Source organism: Trichocoleus sp. AS-A1 (genome assembly GCF_039962015.1).
Classification (GTDB): Bacteria; Cyanobacteriota; Cyanobacteriia; order Cyanobacteriales; family FACHB-T130; genus FACHB-T130.
In genome coordinates this window covers 45,532-62,032 of sequence record NZ_JAMPKG010000022.1, presented here as the reverse complement: position 1 = coordinate 62,032, position 16,501 = coordinate 45,532, and the positions used below count along the sequence as shown (strand labels likewise).

General features: G+C 46.1%; 12 protein-coding genes. 9 read left to right on the top strand and 3 right to left on the bottom strand.

Going from position 1 to position 16,501, the window contains the following annotated elements; genetic code table 11:
• Nucleotides 1-13: 13 nt before the first annotated feature.
• Nucleotides 14-529 (top strand): GrpB family protein, encoded by a 516-nt coding sequence (locus NC994_RS17455; protein ID WP_190438809.1) that lies wholly within the window; start codon nt 14-16, stop codon nt 527-529.
• Between the two features lie 421 nt (nt 530-950).
• Entirely contained in the window at nt 951-1,922 is a 972-nt protein-coding gene (locus NC994_RS17450; protein WP_190438806.1) for an orange carotenoid protein N-terminal domain-containing protein, read from the top strand.
• Nucleotides 1,923-2,095: 173 nt separating this feature from the next.
• Here NC994_RS17450 and NC994_RS17445 read toward each other — a convergent pair whose 3' ends face one another.
• Nucleotides 2,096-3,463, bottom strand: a complete 1,368-nt coding sequence (locus NC994_RS17445; RefSeq protein WP_190438804.1) for a CCA tRNA nucleotidyltransferase — start codon at nt 3,461-3,463, stop codon at nt 2,096-2,098.
• Between the two features lie 174 nt (nt 3,464-3,637).
• Between NC994_RS17445 and NC994_RS17440 the strand changes: the two genes are divergently transcribed.
• From NC994_RS17440 to NC994_RS17430, 3 genes are all read left to right on the top strand, one after another.
• Nucleotides 3,638-3,886, top strand: a complete 249-nt coding sequence (locus NC994_RS17440; protein WP_190438801.1) for a Ycf34 family protein — start codon at nt 3,638-3,640, stop codon at nt 3,884-3,886.
• 604 nt (nt 3,887-4,490) lie between these two features.
• Nucleotides 4,491-6,974 (top strand): ATP-binding protein, encoded by a 2,484-nt coding sequence (locus tag NC994_RS17435; RefSeq protein WP_242030295.1) that lies wholly within the window; start codon nt 4,491-4,493, stop codon nt 6,972-6,974.
• 146 nt (nt 6,975-7,120) lie between these two features.
• Entirely contained in the window at nt 7,121-7,564 is a 444-nt protein-coding gene (locus NC994_RS17430) for a response regulator (RefSeq protein WP_190430075.1), read from the top strand.
• A gap of 96 nt (nt 7,565-7,660) precedes the next feature.
• Here the strand turns inward: NC994_RS17430 and NC994_RS17425 are convergent, their stop codons facing one another.
• Nucleotides 7,661-11,014 carry an EAL domain-containing protein gene (locus NC994_RS17425; RefSeq protein ID WP_190438799.1) on the bottom strand — a complete coding sequence of 1,118 codons (3,354 nt, stop codon included), beginning with the start codon at nt 11,012-11,014 and terminating at the stop codon, nt 7,661-7,663.
• A gap of 452 nt (nt 11,015-11,466) precedes the next feature.
• Between NC994_RS17425 and NC994_RS17420 the strand changes: the two genes are divergently transcribed.
• Complete coding sequence (locus NC994_RS17420) at nt 11,467-12,099, top strand: DedA family protein (RefSeq protein ID WP_190412055.1); 633 nt, start codon at nt 11,467-11,469, stop codon at nt 12,097-12,099.
• 92 nt (nt 12,100-12,191) lie between these two features.
• On the opposite strand, the gene NC994_RS17415 is transcribed toward NC994_RS17420, so the two are convergent.
• A complete protein-coding gene (locus tag NC994_RS17415; RefSeq protein ID WP_190412056.1) occupies nt 12,192-13,394 on the bottom strand; it encodes an argininosuccinate synthase in 1,203 nt (400 codons plus the stop codon).
• 191 nt (nt 13,395-13,585) lie between these two features.
• Here NC994_RS17415 and NC994_RS17410 point away from each other — a divergent pair, with 191 nt between their 5' ends.
• From NC994_RS17410 to tsf, 3 genes are all read left to right on the top strand, one after another.
• A complete protein-coding gene (locus tag NC994_RS17410; protein ID WP_190438796.1) occupies nt 13,586-14,527 on the top strand; it encodes a glycosyltransferase in 942 nt (313 codons plus the stop codon).
• Nucleotides 14,528-14,804: 277 nt separating this feature from the next.
• The gene (rpsB, locus tag NC994_RS17405; RefSeq protein ID WP_190412058.1) at nt 14,805-15,602 is read left to right on the top strand and encodes a 30S ribosomal protein S2; all 798 of its coding nucleotides are present in this window, start codon (nt 14,805-14,807) and stop codon (nt 15,600-15,602) included.
• A gap of 42 nt (nt 15,603-15,644) precedes the next feature.
• Nucleotides 15,645-16,304, top strand: coding sequence for a translation elongation factor Ts (tsf, locus tag NC994_RS17400; RefSeq protein ID WP_190412059.1), 660 nt, complete (start codon nt 15,645-15,647; stop codon nt 16,302-16,304).
• The last annotated feature ends 197 nt before the right edge of the window (nt 16,305-16,501 follow it).

Genomic DNA, 16,501 nt, shown 5'->3' with positions numbered 1-16,501 from the left:
TTAATTTAAACCGATGGAAGATTTTATCCAAGTAGTTGATTACGATAGCAATTGGCCTATCCAATTTGAGCAGGAAAAACTCCAGATTCTCCACGCCCTCGGTAATGCCGTCTTGGACATCCACCATATTGGCAGTACCTCAGTGCCAGGATTAGCAGCTAAACCAATTATTGATATTCTCGTAGGCTTAGAGGAGTTACCACCTAGCGTCACTCAGATTACATCTCTCGAAACACTCGGCTATCTCTACCAAGGTGAGTTGGGTGTTCCAGGACGGCACTTTTTTCGTAAAGGGATGCCCCGCACTCACCATCTCCATCTGGTGAAACGAGGGAATCAGGTTTGGGAAAACCAGCTAATCTTCCGCGATTTTCTCAGGGCGCACCCAGAGAAGGCGAAGCAATATGATGCTTTGAAGCGCGAGTTAGCGGTACAATTCCGGCTAGATCGAGAGGGCTACGTCCAGGCAAAGGCTCCTTTGATTGAGCAGCTACTCTCAAATGCTAGGGCATGGCGGCAAATTATCTAAGATAAGCAGCGATCGCTACCCGGAGAAAGTTTTTTAGCAGCGATTTCTTAGCATTGCCCGATTTAACGTTACATAGCCAAATACAACTCTGTTGCGGCAAAAGAGCAAATTGCCCAAAGTTGCGATCGCTGCTTGTCTGCCATTAGCTGCTAGTGATTTTCAAGGCGAGAGCGTTCATCAAACACCAGTATTTACAAACCGTTTCATAACATTTGGGGGATGGAAATTGCCATCAACCCTAGACCCTGTATGAATAAATTTGATTCTTGGCAGCCTTAGATGGTGTGACCTCTGTCTCCCCCAATGTAAAGAAAACTTTACATTCTGTAATGTTTTGTTATATGTTTTAAGACAGGAGACAAAGATTCGTAACCCAGAAATTTCTGGATTAATAGTTTTAACGAATCTAAATAATGCATCCATGACTTCATCCACGACTTATACGATTGAGTCCGCACAGGGCATTTTCCCTGGAACTCAGATTGCTAATGCGGTTCCAGCTACCACGGAAGCTTTCGATAAGCTCAGCGTTGACGATCAACTGGCATTACTCTGGTTTGCCTACACCGAAATGGGTGTTTCAATTACTCGCGCCGCCACAGGAGCCGCCCGCATGATACTAGCGGAAGGTTTACTAGCCCAAATTAAGCAGATGCCAGCTGCCGCCCAAACGAAAGTGATGGAGGATCTTGCTAACCGTGCTGACACTCCCATCAGCCGTTCCTATTCTTCTTTCAGCGTCAATACCAAGTTGGGTTTTTGGTATGAGTTAGGAGAGTTGATGGCACAGGGTATTGTCGCTCCCATCCCAACGGGATATCAAATGACCCCGGAAGCCGCAGCAGTGCTGGAAACCATCAAGAAACTCGATCCGGGTCAGCAAATCACAGTTTTGCGGAATACCGTCATCAACATGGGATTTGATCCGGCTCTCAACGATTACGCAAAACCCGAAGATCCCTATATAGCACCCACCGCCCTAGCTTCCCGTCCGAAGATCAGTATTGATGGCATCAGTGAGCCTACAGTGCTGAACTATATTCAAAACATGAACGCATTTGACTTTGAGGCGGCTGTGTCTCTATTTGCGGAAAAGGGAGCATTGCAACCGCCCTTCCAGAAGCCAATTGTCGGTCGTGCAGCGATTTCTGCATATATGCGCGAAGAATGCCAGGGACTCAAGATGATGCCACAGAAAGGCGTCTCTGAGCGCATAGAAGATGGCTATACCCAGCATAAAGTCACAGGGAAAGTAGAAACTCCTTGGTTCGGTGCCAGCGTTGGCATGAACATTGCGTGGCGGTTCTTACTAGATCCCCAAGGCAAAATTTTCTTTGTGGCGGTTGACTTACTGGCATCCCCGAAAGAACTCCTAAACCTAACTCGTCAGTAGGACGTTAGGTACAGTTGCTGAGATAAGATAAGGCACAAATAATCGCCTTAGCAACAAGAAATGTAGGGTGCTGATCCTAGCACCCTACATTTTTGCTTGAGTCTGCAAGACATCAATTTTTCACCAAACTACTCATAACGCCCAAATAATTCTCAAAAAGTATTGTAAAAGTTTTACGGCTCTTCCAGTAGTTGCGAAACTAATTTTATGGCTTCTGCGGGGGTAGAGATTTTACCTTCAGCGCGTGCGATTCCAATCGCGGTGAGAAATTTACCAACTTGTGGCCCAGATGGGAGATTGAAAGTTTGGATCAAATCTTTGCCGCTGACGAGGGGCGCGGGATGAGCAACCGGGTCGTCAGGAGTCAGATAGCGGTTGATGAGGGGTGTCAATTCTGCGACAGATATCCCAGTAGCTACAGCCAGAACGACGATGGCGGGAAAAACCTGTCCAGCCTCCCGAAAGAACAAATACTGCTCTCCTAAAGACATCTGAGATGATTGCAACTGCGGCAACAATTTGAGTGCAGTGGTAATGGCGCGAATTTCAGCGCGACTGTATTTTAAATTCAATAATTGGGTTTCAGCAGCTTCTGGCACGGGTGATAACAATGTCGCCAGTTTTGCAATTCCCAACCAAGAAGTTTTTAAAGTATCGCTTACCAAGCTAGATAAAAAGATTGCTAACTCATGCCATGTTTCTCCCAGCAATACCGCTGAACGTTCAACTGCTGGCAAGATTGTAGAGACATTTTCGGAACCTCTCCCCCAAACCCCCTCCCCGTTGACGGGGAGGGGGCTAAGAGGTGGAGTTATTAACCTCTCGATTGTTGCCTCCGGTTGCAGGGGAGGGTTCGGGAGAGGTTGAGGGCTTGAGGCGCTAGGAAACCAAGTTTGAAGTAAACCATCCTCAACGGCAGTAATTATCCAAGGAGTGCCTTCAGAAGTGTTAAGGAGATAGGCAAACTCTGCTTGCACTCGTTCTGCCGATACTTGCCCCAGCAAAGGCGCAAGTTGTCGAATTGCTGCTTGGGTATCCGTCTCAAGGGTAAAACTGAGTTGGGCGGCTTGGCGGTACGCTCTTAATAGCCGTAAAGGGTCATCTTGCAGATTTTTGGGGGAAACCATCCGAATGATGCCCTGTTGCAAATCTGCATAGCCACTAAGAGGGTCGATGAGTTCGCCAGTGTAGGGATTGTATGCGATCGCATTCATTGTATAGTCGCGCCGCTGCAAATCGATTTCTAAATTTGACCCTTCGGCTTGTGCAATATCAACGGTTGCTTGCTCAAATACGACTCTGGCAATCTGTCGCTGGGCATCTAACAACACAAACCCCGCTTTGTAGCGACTGGCAATCTTCCGCGCTGTTTTTACCGCATCCGCCAGTAAGACAAAATCTAGATCCCGGTACTCGCGGCGGCGTCCCAGCAAAGCATCTCGCACAGCACCCCCCACCATATAAGCGGGTTCCGGGAGCAATTCCAGGCTAAAAGGCCAAGTTTTTGGCGATAGGGTAGAGGTGTCTGTGTTTAAGTGCATCTGTATACTTACCCCATTTAGATAATTTTCCGAGTCCACGCACAGGAACAAGCGTTTGTGTGTCTGTGAATTTATTCGCCTCAAAGACACATTGCAATAAAAATCAACCCAATAGGTAATTAATAGACGTGTTGACTGAGCTAGATTAACAGAAAAGCCTCTGGAGGCTGTCCTATGTGTATTTGTGTTAACTGCCAATACGTAGACCGCTGCACCACCTATCATGCGGTAGAAATGCAGCATCAGGTGCCTCATCTAACTGAAGACCCCGATTTTGAAGCCACTGAACCCACCATCAATGTCAATATCCGCACCGAGGGGGAAATGATTGAGATGGAATGGGATGTTGTGGGTTGTCTCAGCTTTAAGCGGGAAACCGGCAAATGGGCGCGGTTGCGTCCCGGCGAGTTAGTGCCAACCTGAAAATATCTAAGTCAGATTGCGTTAAGCTACGCTGTTTTACAAACTTTAACGCGACGGCTACTGCTTGCCTCAGTAGCCGTTTTGTTGCATTTAGGCAATTCAGGCGACTGCATAGAGTCGAACTTACTCAGAAAAATCGTTGACTTGTCAATAATTGCTCAGATACAGACGACCCGCGTAACAATTGGCTAAGAATCTGAGCTGTTTTAGAGTTATTGCAGTAATTAATAAACTAATGCTTTTTTAGCTTCTTGCAGCAATGATCCCTTAGCAAGTAGGCAAAAATGAAGAGAACTGGTGAGAAACGGGTGGAGATGGTAGTAGGGATTAGGTAAGCGATCGCTCTAAACCACATTTCTTAATAATTAGCATATTAATCTGAATTAATTTATGAAATATTAGCCATGATAATTAGGAATCTTTAATAGTTCTTATGCCTTTTTAGTTTTGCAAAGATACATATCATCTTACCTATCTCCCCGCCCTCACTCACCACTACACTCAAAAAAGGGGAGGTAATAAGAAGTCCAGTTTGTGAGTAAAGCGACTGGCTCTAACAGAATTTATCTGGCTCAACATCAATCAAGAAAAACAAGCCGTAGTTATGAATTTAAGTCCTTATCTCCCAAAAATAACACCGTTTTACGCCCGAAACAAAGCCGCTTTTGGACTAAGTATTTTAATCGTCGCCGGATATTTAGGTAATTATTTCCGTTGGTCATTATTTTTCGATATAGATTTCCTATTTGGCAGTATTGCCGTTTGGATTATAGTATTTTTGTACGGTACAGGTTGGGGTACTTTTGCAGGCTTCATTTCTGGCCTTTGTACCTATTTTATTTGGCATCATCCCTACACGGTAATGACCTTTACCGCTGAAGCATTCTTTGTTAGTTTATTGTTTCATCGTCTACGTCAGAATATCGTGCTGCTAGACGGAATTTTCTGGCTGTTCATCGGGATGCCTCTCATTTGGCTATTTTATGCCATTATCTTGCACGTAGATACTACACAAGCGTTGATTATCTTGTTAAAGCAGCCTGTAAACGGGATTTTCAATGCTTTAATTGCTAGCTTGATGCTGACTCATTTACCGATTCATAAATGGCTAGGTCGTCCTCAAGCAGTTAGCACGCTTTCTTTGCAACAAACTGTTTTTAATTTGTTAGTAGCTTTTGTCTTCTTTCCTACTCTAATTCTTATGGTTTTAGACAGCCGCCGCGTAATTGATAACATCAAGACAACAGCTAATGTAGAACTCAAGGCGGCTTCTATAGATTTAGTTGTTGAAATGCGTTCTTGGCATCAGCAACATCTAAAGGCAGTTCAAGAATTTGCTCAGATTGCTGCTGATGAGCCTACCAAATTGGATGCATTGCAGTCAAGTATAGAATTTGCTAGACGGACATTTCCAGATTTCCATGAGATTTATGTAGTCAATGCCGAAGGTAAAGCAATTACATCTTCACCACGACAGAATGAAGCGGGAGAGTCCACTATTGGATTGAATCTTGCTGTTAAACCCTACTTTAAGGAAATAAATAATACTCTGCAACCTACTCTATCGGATGTAGTGAACGGACAAAAGGTAATTCTCAGCGTACCCGTGCTAAGAGATAATCGCTTCCGTGGTTTAGTCATTGCAGAACTCGATTTGAACGGTATTGACGAACTCCTAAAATCAAATCTTGACGAGCGGGGACTGCAAATTACTCTCGTCGATCGCAGAAAATCTGTAATTGCTAGTACTCTGTCTGAGCGAGTAGCAATGCAAACATTTGATCGTCGTAAGGATGGCGAAATTCGTCCAATTGCACCGATGACTTATCAGTGGCTACCGATAAGTGGCAGTCGGCTTGTCATGGTGCGTTGGAACAATTCGTTCTTTGTGCAAGAGACTCCGATTGATAGCCAACTTCCTTGGACTCTCATTGCAGAATTGTCTGCGACACCAGATGTCCGCCATATAGAGCGCGTTCATACCAATAGTTTAGCGATTTTGATGCTAATTTCAGCGATCGCGCTTATTTTTGCAACCCTTCTAAGCCGCAGCTTAGTTAGCCCCCTCTCAAAACTAGCGCAAGTAACGACAAATCTGCCTCATAAACTTTCAGAGCAAGAATTAATCGATTGGCCTAATAGTCCGGTGACAGAACTGGACGCTCTAGTTCGCAACTTCAAGTCGATGGCGGCGACACTTAATCAAAAATTTTCAGAAATCAAAAGCGTCAACGAAATGCTCGAAGAACGGGTGCAAGAACGTACCCAAAAATTATTAATTATTAATACAGAACTCGAAGCTGAAATTGCCGAACGACAGCGAACAGAGGAAAAATTAAAAGCTTATACCTTCAAATTGGAACAAAGCAACCGGGAATTGCAAGACTTTGCCTTCGTCGCTTCCCACGACTTGCAGGAACCATTGCGGAAAATTCAAGCCTTTGGCGATCGCCTCAAACTCAAATACGGAGAATCCCTAACTAATGAGGGGAAGGACTACCTGGAGCGGATGCAAAAAGCGGCGCAACGGATGCAAACTCTTATTAATGACCTCCTAGCCTTCTCGCGGGTGACAAGCAAAGCTCAGCCTTTTACTCGTGTCAATATCACCAACGTGCTACAAGAGGTCTTGTCTGATTTGGAGGTGCATATCCAGAAGGTAGGTGCACAAGTAGAAATTGGCGAGCTGCTAACGATTGATGCTGATCCGTCGCAGATGCGGCAATTATTACAGAATTTGATTAGCAATGCGCTGAAGTTTCGGCGTCAGGAAGAAGCACCCGTCGTCAAGATTTGGAGTCAATTACTAGAGAGGGACGAGCAGCTTTGGACACAAGACTTATCAGCTCGTCCCATGTGTCAAATTATGGTCGAAGATAATGGCATTGGTTTTGACGAAAAGTATCTGGATCGGATCTTCACAGTTTTCCAACGCCTACACGGTCGTAACGAGTATGAAGGAACGGGAGTTGGTTTAGCGATCTGCCGTAAAATAGTCGAGCGTCATGGTGGTACTATCACAGCAAAAAGCATATTAGGGGACGGGGCGACATTCATTGTCACGCTACCTGTTAAGCAATCTAGGTGATAGATTTTGGAATTTTAAATTTTAGATTTTTGCTGATCAATCTCAGAAAGCAAGCCTTTTTTCGCGACGGCAAGTTATGCGAAAGTACTGCAATTTGGTGTGAGTAAAACGCTGTGAATAAAGCTGGAAAATTAATTACCATCTTGATGGCTGACGATGATGAAGACGATCGGCTGCTAGCAAAGGATGCATTAGAAGAATGCCGACTCGCTAACGATCTACACTTTGTTGTAGATGGTGAGGATCTGATGGATTATCTTTACCATCGGGGTAAGTATACTCAGTTAAGAAAATCGCCCCGTCCAGGTTTAATTCTGCTGGATCTGAATATGCCTAAAAAGGATGGGCGGGAGGCTCTCCAGGAGATTAAAGCCGATCCCGAACTGCGACCTATTCCAGTCGTCGTGCTGACTACATCAAAGGCTGAGGAAGACATCTATCGTTCTTACGGTTTAGGCGCAAACTCGTACATTGCTAAGCCAGTCACATTTGAATCTCTAGTTTCTGTGATGAAAGCTTTGGGAAAATACTGGTTTGAGATTGTTGAATTGCCACTAAAGGAAAATGAAGCGGAAAACTCAACACTATAAAATATAGTTTTGCAGAATTTCTAGTTAGGTTTCGCCTTGGCGAAACCTAACATTAAGCAATACTAAATTTCAGTCATCTACTCAGCGCACATAAGATTATTGAGGTTTTGCAAAGATTGAGGCAAAATAATTAAAATCGGTGGTAAGCTGCTGTGTTGTAACAATTAATTCTTTTGCTGACTCTTGAGTTAAGGGTTTAGCGAAAAAATATCCTTGCCCATATTCGCATTCCATTTCTCTCAGTTGGGAGAGTTGCTCGGCTGTTTCCACCCCTTCTGCTGTCACATTTAACTCTAAAGTATGAGCCAGGGTCACGATAGCACGGACAATTTCTAAACTGTCGTCTTTCGCCCCAATTCTACTAATAAAAGAACGATCAATCTTTAACTGATCGATGGGAAACCGATGCAGATAGCTTAAGGATGAATAGCCAGTGCCGAAGTCATCAATATGCAGATGCACGCCTAAAGCTTTTAGTTGGAAAAGCATTTTGATTGCCGATTCTGCGTTTTCCATAACTGCACTTTCAGTAATTTCTAACTTCAAACTTCGCGCATCCAGGCGAGTCTCCCGCAAAATTTGAGCGATTTGCTTGACTAAATCTGGTTGTAAAAACTGTTTGCTCGAAAGATTAACACTGATTGTTAATAGTAATTCTGGATAAAATTGCTGCCAATCATACATTTGGTAACATGCATTGTAGAGTACCCACAGCCCAATGGGAACAATTAAACCTGTTTCTTCGGCAATGGGAATAAATTCCGCTGGAGAGATTAAACCGCGCTCCGGATGCTGCCAGCGTACAAGCGCCTCGAACCCGTCAAGCCTGCCAGTTGTCAATGACACAATGGGTTGATAGTGAAGCTGAAATTCATCCCGCTCGATCGCACGCCGCAAGTCGTTTTCCAGTTGCAAGAGTGCCACCGCGCGGGTATGCATGGTGGTATCAAAGACTTCGTGACGCGCTCTCCCCATCGATTTGGCACGATACATTGCGGTGTCAGCATCGCGCAGGAGATTTTCCGGACAGTCATATCCGATTGCTGGGGCGCTTTGCGAACCACCCCCGATGGCAATGCCGATGCTTGCTGTCGTGAATACCTCTTGCTCGTTAAGGCTGAAAGGATGCATAAGTTCTAAGTGGATGCGCTCGGCAATGTCAGTGGCGTTATTGATATTTTTGACATCGTCGAGCAGGATGGTGAACTCATCTCCACCTAACCGTGCAACTGTATCTCCACCCCGCAGGCAAGCTTTCAACCGCTGCGCGATCGCTACCAGCAATTGATCGCCAATCATGTGTCCCAAGCTGTCATTAATCACCTTGAAGCGATCAATATCTAGAAAAAGGACGGCGAAGAAATAGTCACTGGTTCGTTTTGACCGTTCAATTGCCTGTCCCAACCGATCCCTAAACAAGGCTCGGTTTGGCAAGCCTGTCAACACGTCATGAAAAGCATCATGGAGGAGTTGTTTCTCAACTTGCTTGCGCTCGGTGATGTCAGTTTGAGAGCCAGCCATGCGAGAGGCTTTACCATTTGTGTCTCGTACAGCCATCCCCCGGATTAGCATCCAACGGTATGTTCCGTCTTTGTGTAGTATGCGATGTTCGTTCTCAAAATGGGGGGTCAGCCCTTCCAGATGTAAAGAAATCTGCCCTTTCAACTGCTCGATATCCTCAGGATGCACTCGCTCAAACCAGGCATCAGGCGTATTGCTAATTTCGCTCTCCTCGCAGCCCAGCATGGATTTCCAGCGGGGAGAAAAATAAATTTCGTTTGTTTTTAAATTCCAGTCCCAAAGTCCGTCGTTAGCACCAGAAACGGCGAGTTCATAACGTTCTTGACTCTCACGCAAAGCCTCCTGGGTTTGGGCAGCCTTGGTAGCTGCCCCTACGCGCTCGGTAATATCTTGGAAGGTAACGACTGCACCCACCAACTGACCATTTTCTCGAATGGGGGTGCTGATGTACTCAACGGGAAAGCTCGTACCGTCTTTTCGCCAAAAGACTTCTTCTTCTATTTGTTGAACTGTGCCATCCTTAAAGGCTGCATAAATTGGACACGCTTCTCGCGGATAAGGAGCGCCATCGGCTTTTGAATGGTGGCAAATAAAATGCAAGGGTCTGCCAATGAGTTCTTCAACTTCCCATCCCAGCATTCTCGCAGCAGCTGGATTAACAAAGGTGGCGTTTCCATGAATATCCAAACCATAAATTCCTTCACCCGCTGAGTTGAGAATTAGTTCGTTTTGGTGGCGCAGTCGTTCAATTGCCTCTTCGGTTTGCTTGCGAACCGTGATGTCGTTCTGCAACCCGATGAAGTTGATGAGTTTCCCATCGTTATCAAAAACTGGGTTGATGGTGAGTTCATTCCAGAACGGTGTCCCATCTTTGCAGTAGTTCAGGACTACACACATAATCGGTTGCTTTGATGCGATCGCTTCTCGCATCACTTTCACAACAGTGAAATCAGTATCTTTCCCTTGTAGAAAGCGGCAATTAGAACCCATCACTTCCGTCGCCGAGTAGCCGGTGATGGCAGTAAAAGCAGGATTGACAAAGATAATTGGATTGTCAGGTAAAGTTGGATCGGTGATTGTAACTCCAGTTGTCAGGTTAGCGATCGCCGCCGCTAGCTGGCTGTTTTCGCGCATAGCTGACCGCAAGGCTTCTTCTGCCTGCTTGCGTTTGGTAATATCGGCAGCCAAACCATCGATTCGGATGACATTCCCATTCGCGTCACGCCCTAGATGAGCGCGATTGCGAATCCAACGCTCTTCCCCGTCCGGTCGGAAAATACGATACTCTTCGTCTGCTGCACCGACTTGGAGTAACGCTTGCGTCATAGCTTCTATTCGTTCTCGATCGTCTGGGTGAATCACCTCCAGCCAGAGGTTCGGGCGCTCGAAAAACTGGGAGACTGGACGACCATAAATTTCCGCCGCCGCCGGACTGATGTAAATCGGCTCCCTAGTGATGGCTGAAACCGACCATACACTGTCATCGAGCGAGCCAAGAATATTCTCTAGCCGCGATTCACTCTCCCGCAGTGCCTCTAACGTTTTGACTCGCTCGATCGAGTAGCGGATCGCCCGCTCTAATAGCGGCGCGTCCATCTTCCCCTTAACTAAGTAATCGGCAGCTCCCGCTTTCATTGCTGCAAAGTCTACTTCCCGATCTCCTTGCCCGGTCAGCAAGATGATCGGCGCTTTACAATTAGTTGAAATGGCTTCTTGTAACAATTCCAAGCCGTTGTGTGCGCCAAGACGATAGTCCACTAAATAGACATCATGTTGATGCATCTGAATCTTTTCTAAAGCAGCATCATAACTATCTACCCATTCGAGATCAAACTTTTCTCGCTCAATTTCTGAGAGGAGATCGCGCGTCAGAATATAGTCATCCTCGTCATCCTCAATTAAAAGCACTTTTATTGAGTCTTTAGACATAAAATAATATTAGAAACAAAATACCTCTATCTTAGAGTTCCTCTCCTCAAGGGTAAAGCTAGAGAAGTCCTCACTCAGCCACAGTTGCAAATTCACTCACAACTGGTTTTTGGTTTGAGTCCTGACGAGCATTACTTTTTAACAGTCTTAATAAGAATAAAATTAAAATTTGGCATCTGTCCGTCGGTATACCTGCTGAAAATGTTTTTTTAAGGCGAAGCAGCAAATCGAAAAAGACGTAAACTCGCCTGTTTAATCCTTATTTCCTCAAGAAAGATATTGGGCTGCCTATTTGCCGATGAAGAGGAGTGCGATCGCCCTTGAGTGCTAGGGGCAAAATCCTCGCCCGTAGCCGTCTCGATAACAATCTCAAGATTTCCCGCCCTGATTGACACCCTGAGCGGATCGAGCCACTATGATAGAAGTATGAATCTATGTAAAGACCCAGATAAATGTCTTTAGAGTTTGTATCTGTAGAAAATATCAAAGAAATTGCCCACCACTACGGTTACTGGGCAGTTTTTTTGGGGATTTTGCTGGAAAATCTTGGCATTCCCATCCCTGGTGAAACGATTACTCTTGCCGGGGGTTTCTTGGCGGGAAGTAAGGAACTGAGTTACTGGTTCGTGCTAGGGAGTGCGATCGCTGGTGCAGTTGTCGGTGGTACTTGCGGTTACTGGATTGGCAGAAAAGGCGGCTGGCCCCTGCTGGTGAAAGTTGGGGGATTTTTCCGCATCCGCGAAGAAAAACTCTTACAACTCAAGCAACAAGTGAGCGAGAACGCCGGAAAAACAGTGTTTCTCGGTCGTTTCCTGGCTGTGCTGCGAATTGTCGCCAGTCCTCTCGCTGGAATTGCCCAAATGCCCTTCCTCAAGTTTATGGCTTATAACATAGCTGGGGCGACTGCTTGGGCATCGGTAATGGTCACGTTGTCCTTTTTCGCAGGGCGACTGGTACCCCTGGAACAATTAGTTGTGTGGGTCGCTCAATTTGGTTTAATCGCGTTATTCCTGTTGATTGCCTGGATTGCCGTTCCTCTGTGGCTAGAGTCCCGCGAAGCCAAGCGTTCAATCGAGGGAGATTAGAAAAAGTTTTGAGTGATGAGCGATTAAGTTTTGAATGAAAAGAATGTGTTTTCTCACTCAAAACTCAAAACTCAAAACTCAAAACTTTCAAACTAGCCTCTCGCTTTTTGCGACCAAACGCGAGTCGGTAATCCCCAAACGTAGATAAATCCTTCAGCAGCTTTATGGTCAAACTGGTCTTCAGCCCCATAAGTTGCTAACGTTGGGCTGTAAAGGGACTTCTCAGATTTACGCCCCACAGTCATCGAGTTGCCCTTAAAAAGTTTAACTCGCACCGTTCCCGATACCCGCTCCTGTGTTTGTTGAATGAAGGCATCCAGGGCGGCTTTGAGCGGACTATACCAAAGACCGTTATAAACTAGCTGAGTATAAGTTTCTTCGATACCGCGCTTGTAGTGGGTCACATCTGCGGTTAAGGTGAGACTTTCTAAGTCGCGGTGGGCATGAATTAAAACCATTAAAGCCGGGGCTTCATAGATTTCCCGCGATTTGATACCCACTAGGCGGTTTTCGATCATATCGATCCGCCCGACACCGTGATTTCCGGCAATTTCGTTGAGTTTCGTAATTAGCGCCACAGGCGGCAAAGCTTCACCGTTGAGGGAGATCGGGATGCCTTTTTCAAAGCCAATTTCAACGTATTCTGGCTCATTGGGCGTGTCAGCGATCGCTTTGGTCATCGCATAAATTTCTTCTAGCGGTTCCGTCCAAGGATCTTCTAGGGGTCCCGCTTCAATGCTGCGACCAAATAAATTGCGATCGATACTGTAGGGAGATTTCTTTTTCACGGGCGAAGGAATCCCATAACGCTCACCATAAGCGATGGTTTCCTCTCGGCTCATCCCCCATTCCCGCGCTGGTGCCAACACCTTCAAATCTGGGTTCAGCGCCGCAATCGATACATCAAACCGAACTTGGTCATTGCCCTTCCCCGTGCATCCGTGCGCCACCGCATCCGCACCGTATTTTTCAGCCGCTTCGACTAAAAGTTTGGCAATCAGCGGACGTGCCAAAGCAGTCTGGAGGGGATAGCGATTTTCATAGAGAGCGTTCGCTTGAATCGCTGGAAACGCATAATCTTTGACAAAACTTTCTGTAGCATCGGCAACCAGCGATTCGCTAGCACCGGATTTTAGCGCTTTTTCCCGGACTGGCTCTAGTTCGTCTCCCTGTCCCAAATCCGCCGCCAGGGTAATTACCTCTTCAACTCCCCATTCCTCCTTCAGGTATGGGATGCAGACGGAGGTATCGACTCCCCCTGAATATGCCAGCACAACTTTGGTAGCACGACCCATTGATCTCTCACTTCCGCAAAACAACGAGTTCTTATTATGCAACTAATCTATGCCAAGTCTTGTCAGGAATAGCACAGATTAATCTACAGCCATAGTCATCTGGGGCACCAAGGGATAGATGAAAATGCTTTCTGTTCATTGGCTTACAGTTCTTTGAGAGATACTAAAAGTGTTGTCATCCGGGGGAAATCGTGTTTTTTAGCGTTGTCATTCCAACTTATAACCGCAAGCCGATTCTAGAAAAATGCCTCAGAGCAATGGAACACCAGCTATTGAGTGCTGGTAGCGTCGTCAGCGGCTATGAAGTGGTGCTGGTGGATGATGGTTCGACGGATGGCACGTTGGAGTGGTTATCCCAACACGCCGCTGAATTTCCTCACGTGCGATCGCTCTTGCAAGATCATCAAGGGCCAGCCGCCGCCCGTAATCTAGGAGTAGAACAGGCTCAGGGTGACACGATTATCTTTATTGATAGCGACTTAGTAGTTACCGAGCATTTTCTCCAAGCACACGCCGACGCCTTAGTTGAGGGAGAAAAGAATCTCGGAAGCGATCGCCTCTTTACTTACGGTTGGGTGATCAATACCAATAACTTCGAGAATCCCACCTCCGAACCCTACAAAATCACGGATTTTTCCGCTGCTTACTTTGCTACGGGGAATGTAGCGATCGCTCGTAAATGGCTCGAAAAAGTTGGATTATTTGATACCCGCTTTCAACTTTACGGCTGGGAAGATTTAGAACTCGGCATCAGGCTCAAACAATTGGGTTTAAAACTGATTAAATGTCCAGCCGCAGTCGGCTATCACTGGCATCCCCCCTTTGCTTTAGAACAAATTCCCCCCATGATCGATCGAGAAATCCAACGGGGACGGATGGGCGTTTTATTCTATCAAAAGCACCCTACCTGGGATGTCAAAATGATGATTCAAATGACCCTCCTTCACCGCATCCTCTGGGGTCTTCTTTCCTTCGGTGGCAGACTCAACGAGCGCACAATGGCACCCTTTTTGCAATGGCTGATTAATCAAGGTAAACCCCAATTAGCCTTAGAAATTGCTCGAATTTTCCTTAATTGGTACAACGTTCAAGGTGTTTATGCAGCCTACGCTGAAGCGAGGCAAAAAGCCTAATTTACAGGATTGCACTGCTAAGGATGCAAGTGGGCGATTTGTTTTGCGCGATCGCTAATCTTTTAATATTTTCCTTGCCAAATGTCTAGAAATCGGCTACCGCAACTGTGCTAGCCTATTTTTCAATGTTTTTCCTGCAAATTTTCCCATCAAAGCCCTTATAACTCTGATAAACTGGAAGAGTTGTCTAAATTCGTACATTCCGCACATTCAGGGTTTCGGGTGTTTCCGCTGGAAATACGCCTGGATGGAGGATTAACCCGAAAGGAAAATAAATATGTCAGTTGTTTCTTTGGCTCAGATGATGGAGTCGGGTGTTCACTTTGGGCACCAGACCCGCCGGTGGAACCCAAAAATGGCTCCATACATCTATACGTCCCGCAATGGCGTCCACATCATCGACTTGGTTCAGACTGCCCAGCTGATGGAAGATGCCTACACCTATATGCGAACCGCCGCAGAACAGGGCAAGAAGGTTCTCTTCATCGGTACCAAGCGTCAAGCCGCAGGAATTGTGGCTCAAGAAGCCGCTCGTTGTGGTTCTTACTACATCAACCAACGTTGGTTGGGGGGAATGCTCACCAATTGGACGACCATTAAAACACGGGTAGAGCGCCTAAAAGATTTGGAACGCCGGGAAGAAACCGGAGTCCTCGACTTACTGCCCAAGAAAGAAGCTTCGATGCTGCGCCGGGAAATGACCAAATTGCAGAAATACCTCGGCGGTATTAAGCAGATGCGGAAAGTTCCCGACATCGTGGTGATCGTGGATCAGCGTCGGGAATATAATGCAGTTCAAGAATGCCAAAAACTGGGGATTCCTATCGTCGCGCTGCTGGATACAAACTGCGACCCGGATGTAGTGGATATTCCCGTTCCAGCCAATGACGATGCTATCCGCTCCATTAAGCTAATAGTGGGTAAGTTGGCAGACGCTATCTATGAAGGTCGTCACGGTCAGCTAGACGCAGAAGCAGAAGAGGATTACGAAGATTACGAAGGCGCTGAAGACGATATCGAATACGAGGAAATCGACTCGGTTCCTGATGAAGAGGAAGAAGAAACCGAGGGATAATTCAGCGTTAGAAACATCAATTCTTAGTTAGGAACTGAGGAAATGGCGGAAATATCTGCAAAACTCGTGAACGAGCTGCGCCAAAAAACTGGTGTCGGCATGATGGACTGCAAAAAAGCGCTAAAAGAAACCGATGGCGATATGGACAAAGCCATTGAATGGCTGCGTCAAAAGGGAATGGTTAGCGCTGGGAAAAAAGGCGATCGCCAAGCCTCAGAAGGACTGGTTGGCAGCTACATCCATACCGGAGGTCGAGTCGGCGTCCTGGTGGAAGTGAACTGCGAGACAGACTTTGTCGCCCGCAACGAAGCCTTCCAAACTCTGGTGCGGAACATAGCTATGCAGATTGCAGCTTGCCCCAACGTTGAATACGTGAAGGTTGGCGACATTCCCGCTCAAATCGTTGAGAAGGAAAAAGAAATCGAAATGGGCCGGGATGACCTAGGCAACAAGCCGCAGAACATCAAAGAAAAGATTGTTCAGGGTCGAATTGACAAACGCCTGCAAGAGTTGAGCTTGGTCGATCAGCCCTACATTCGTGACCAAAGTATCACGGTGGAAGAGTTGATCAAGCAAAATATTGCGACGCTAGGTGAAAACATCCAAGTCCGTCGCTTCGTCCGATTTATTCTCGGTGAAGGACTGGAAAAGAAAGAAAGCAATTTTGCTGAGGAAGTTGCAGCTCAAATGGGCGGCAATTAATCAGCAAATTTTCGGGCTGAATCCCTAGGAAGGACAGGTTTCCATGATGGAAACCTGTCTTTTTTTATCTTTATTTTCAAGAGATTTTCAGCGCTTGTAGGCACGATATCCCCATTCTATATATCTCAACAAATTAACACCTTGGAAACCCTTTATAAAGACAGAAACACTAAAAGCAGAAAAACTTTTTGTTTGGG

Coding starts and splice junctions, on each gene's coding strand:
- rpsB (WP_190412058.1), top strand. CDS start 14,805: ATGTCAGTTGTTTCTTTGGCTCAGATGATGGAGTCGGGTGTTCACTTT.
- NC994_RS17445 (WP_190438804.1), bottom strand. CDS start 3,463: ATGCACTTAAACACAGACACCTCTACCCTATCGCCAAAAACTTGGCCT.
- NC994_RS17415 (WP_190412056.1), bottom strand. CDS start 13,394: ATGGGTCGTGCTACCAAAGTTGTGCTGGCATATTCAGGGGGAGTCGAT.
- NC994_RS17430 (WP_190430075.1), top strand. CDS start 7,121: ATGGCTGACGATGATGAAGACGATCGGCTGCTAGCAAAGGATGCATTA.
- tsf (WP_190412059.1), top strand. CDS start 15,645: ATGGCGGAAATATCTGCAAAACTCGTGAACGAGCTGCGCCAAAAAACT.
- NC994_RS17425 (WP_190438799.1), bottom strand. CDS start 11,014: ATGTCTAAAGACTCAATAAAAGTGCTTTTAATTGAGGATGACGAGGAT.
- NC994_RS17435 (WP_242030295.1), top strand. CDS start 4,491: ATGAATTTAAGTCCTTATCTCCCAAAAATAACACCGTTTTACGCCCGA.
- NC994_RS17455 (WP_190438809.1), top strand. CDS start 14: ATGGAAGATTTTATCCAAGTAGTTGATTACGATAGCAATTGGCCTATC.
- NC994_RS17450 (WP_190438806.1), top strand. CDS start 951: ATGACTTCATCCACGACTTATACGATTGAGTCCGCACAGGGCATTTTC.
- NC994_RS17440 (WP_190438801.1), top strand. CDS start 3,638: ATGTGTATTTGTGTTAACTGCCAATACGTAGACCGCTGCACCACCTAT.
- NC994_RS17420 (WP_190412055.1), top strand. CDS start 11,467: ATGTCTTTAGAGTTTGTATCTGTAGAAAATATCAAAGAAATTGCCCAC.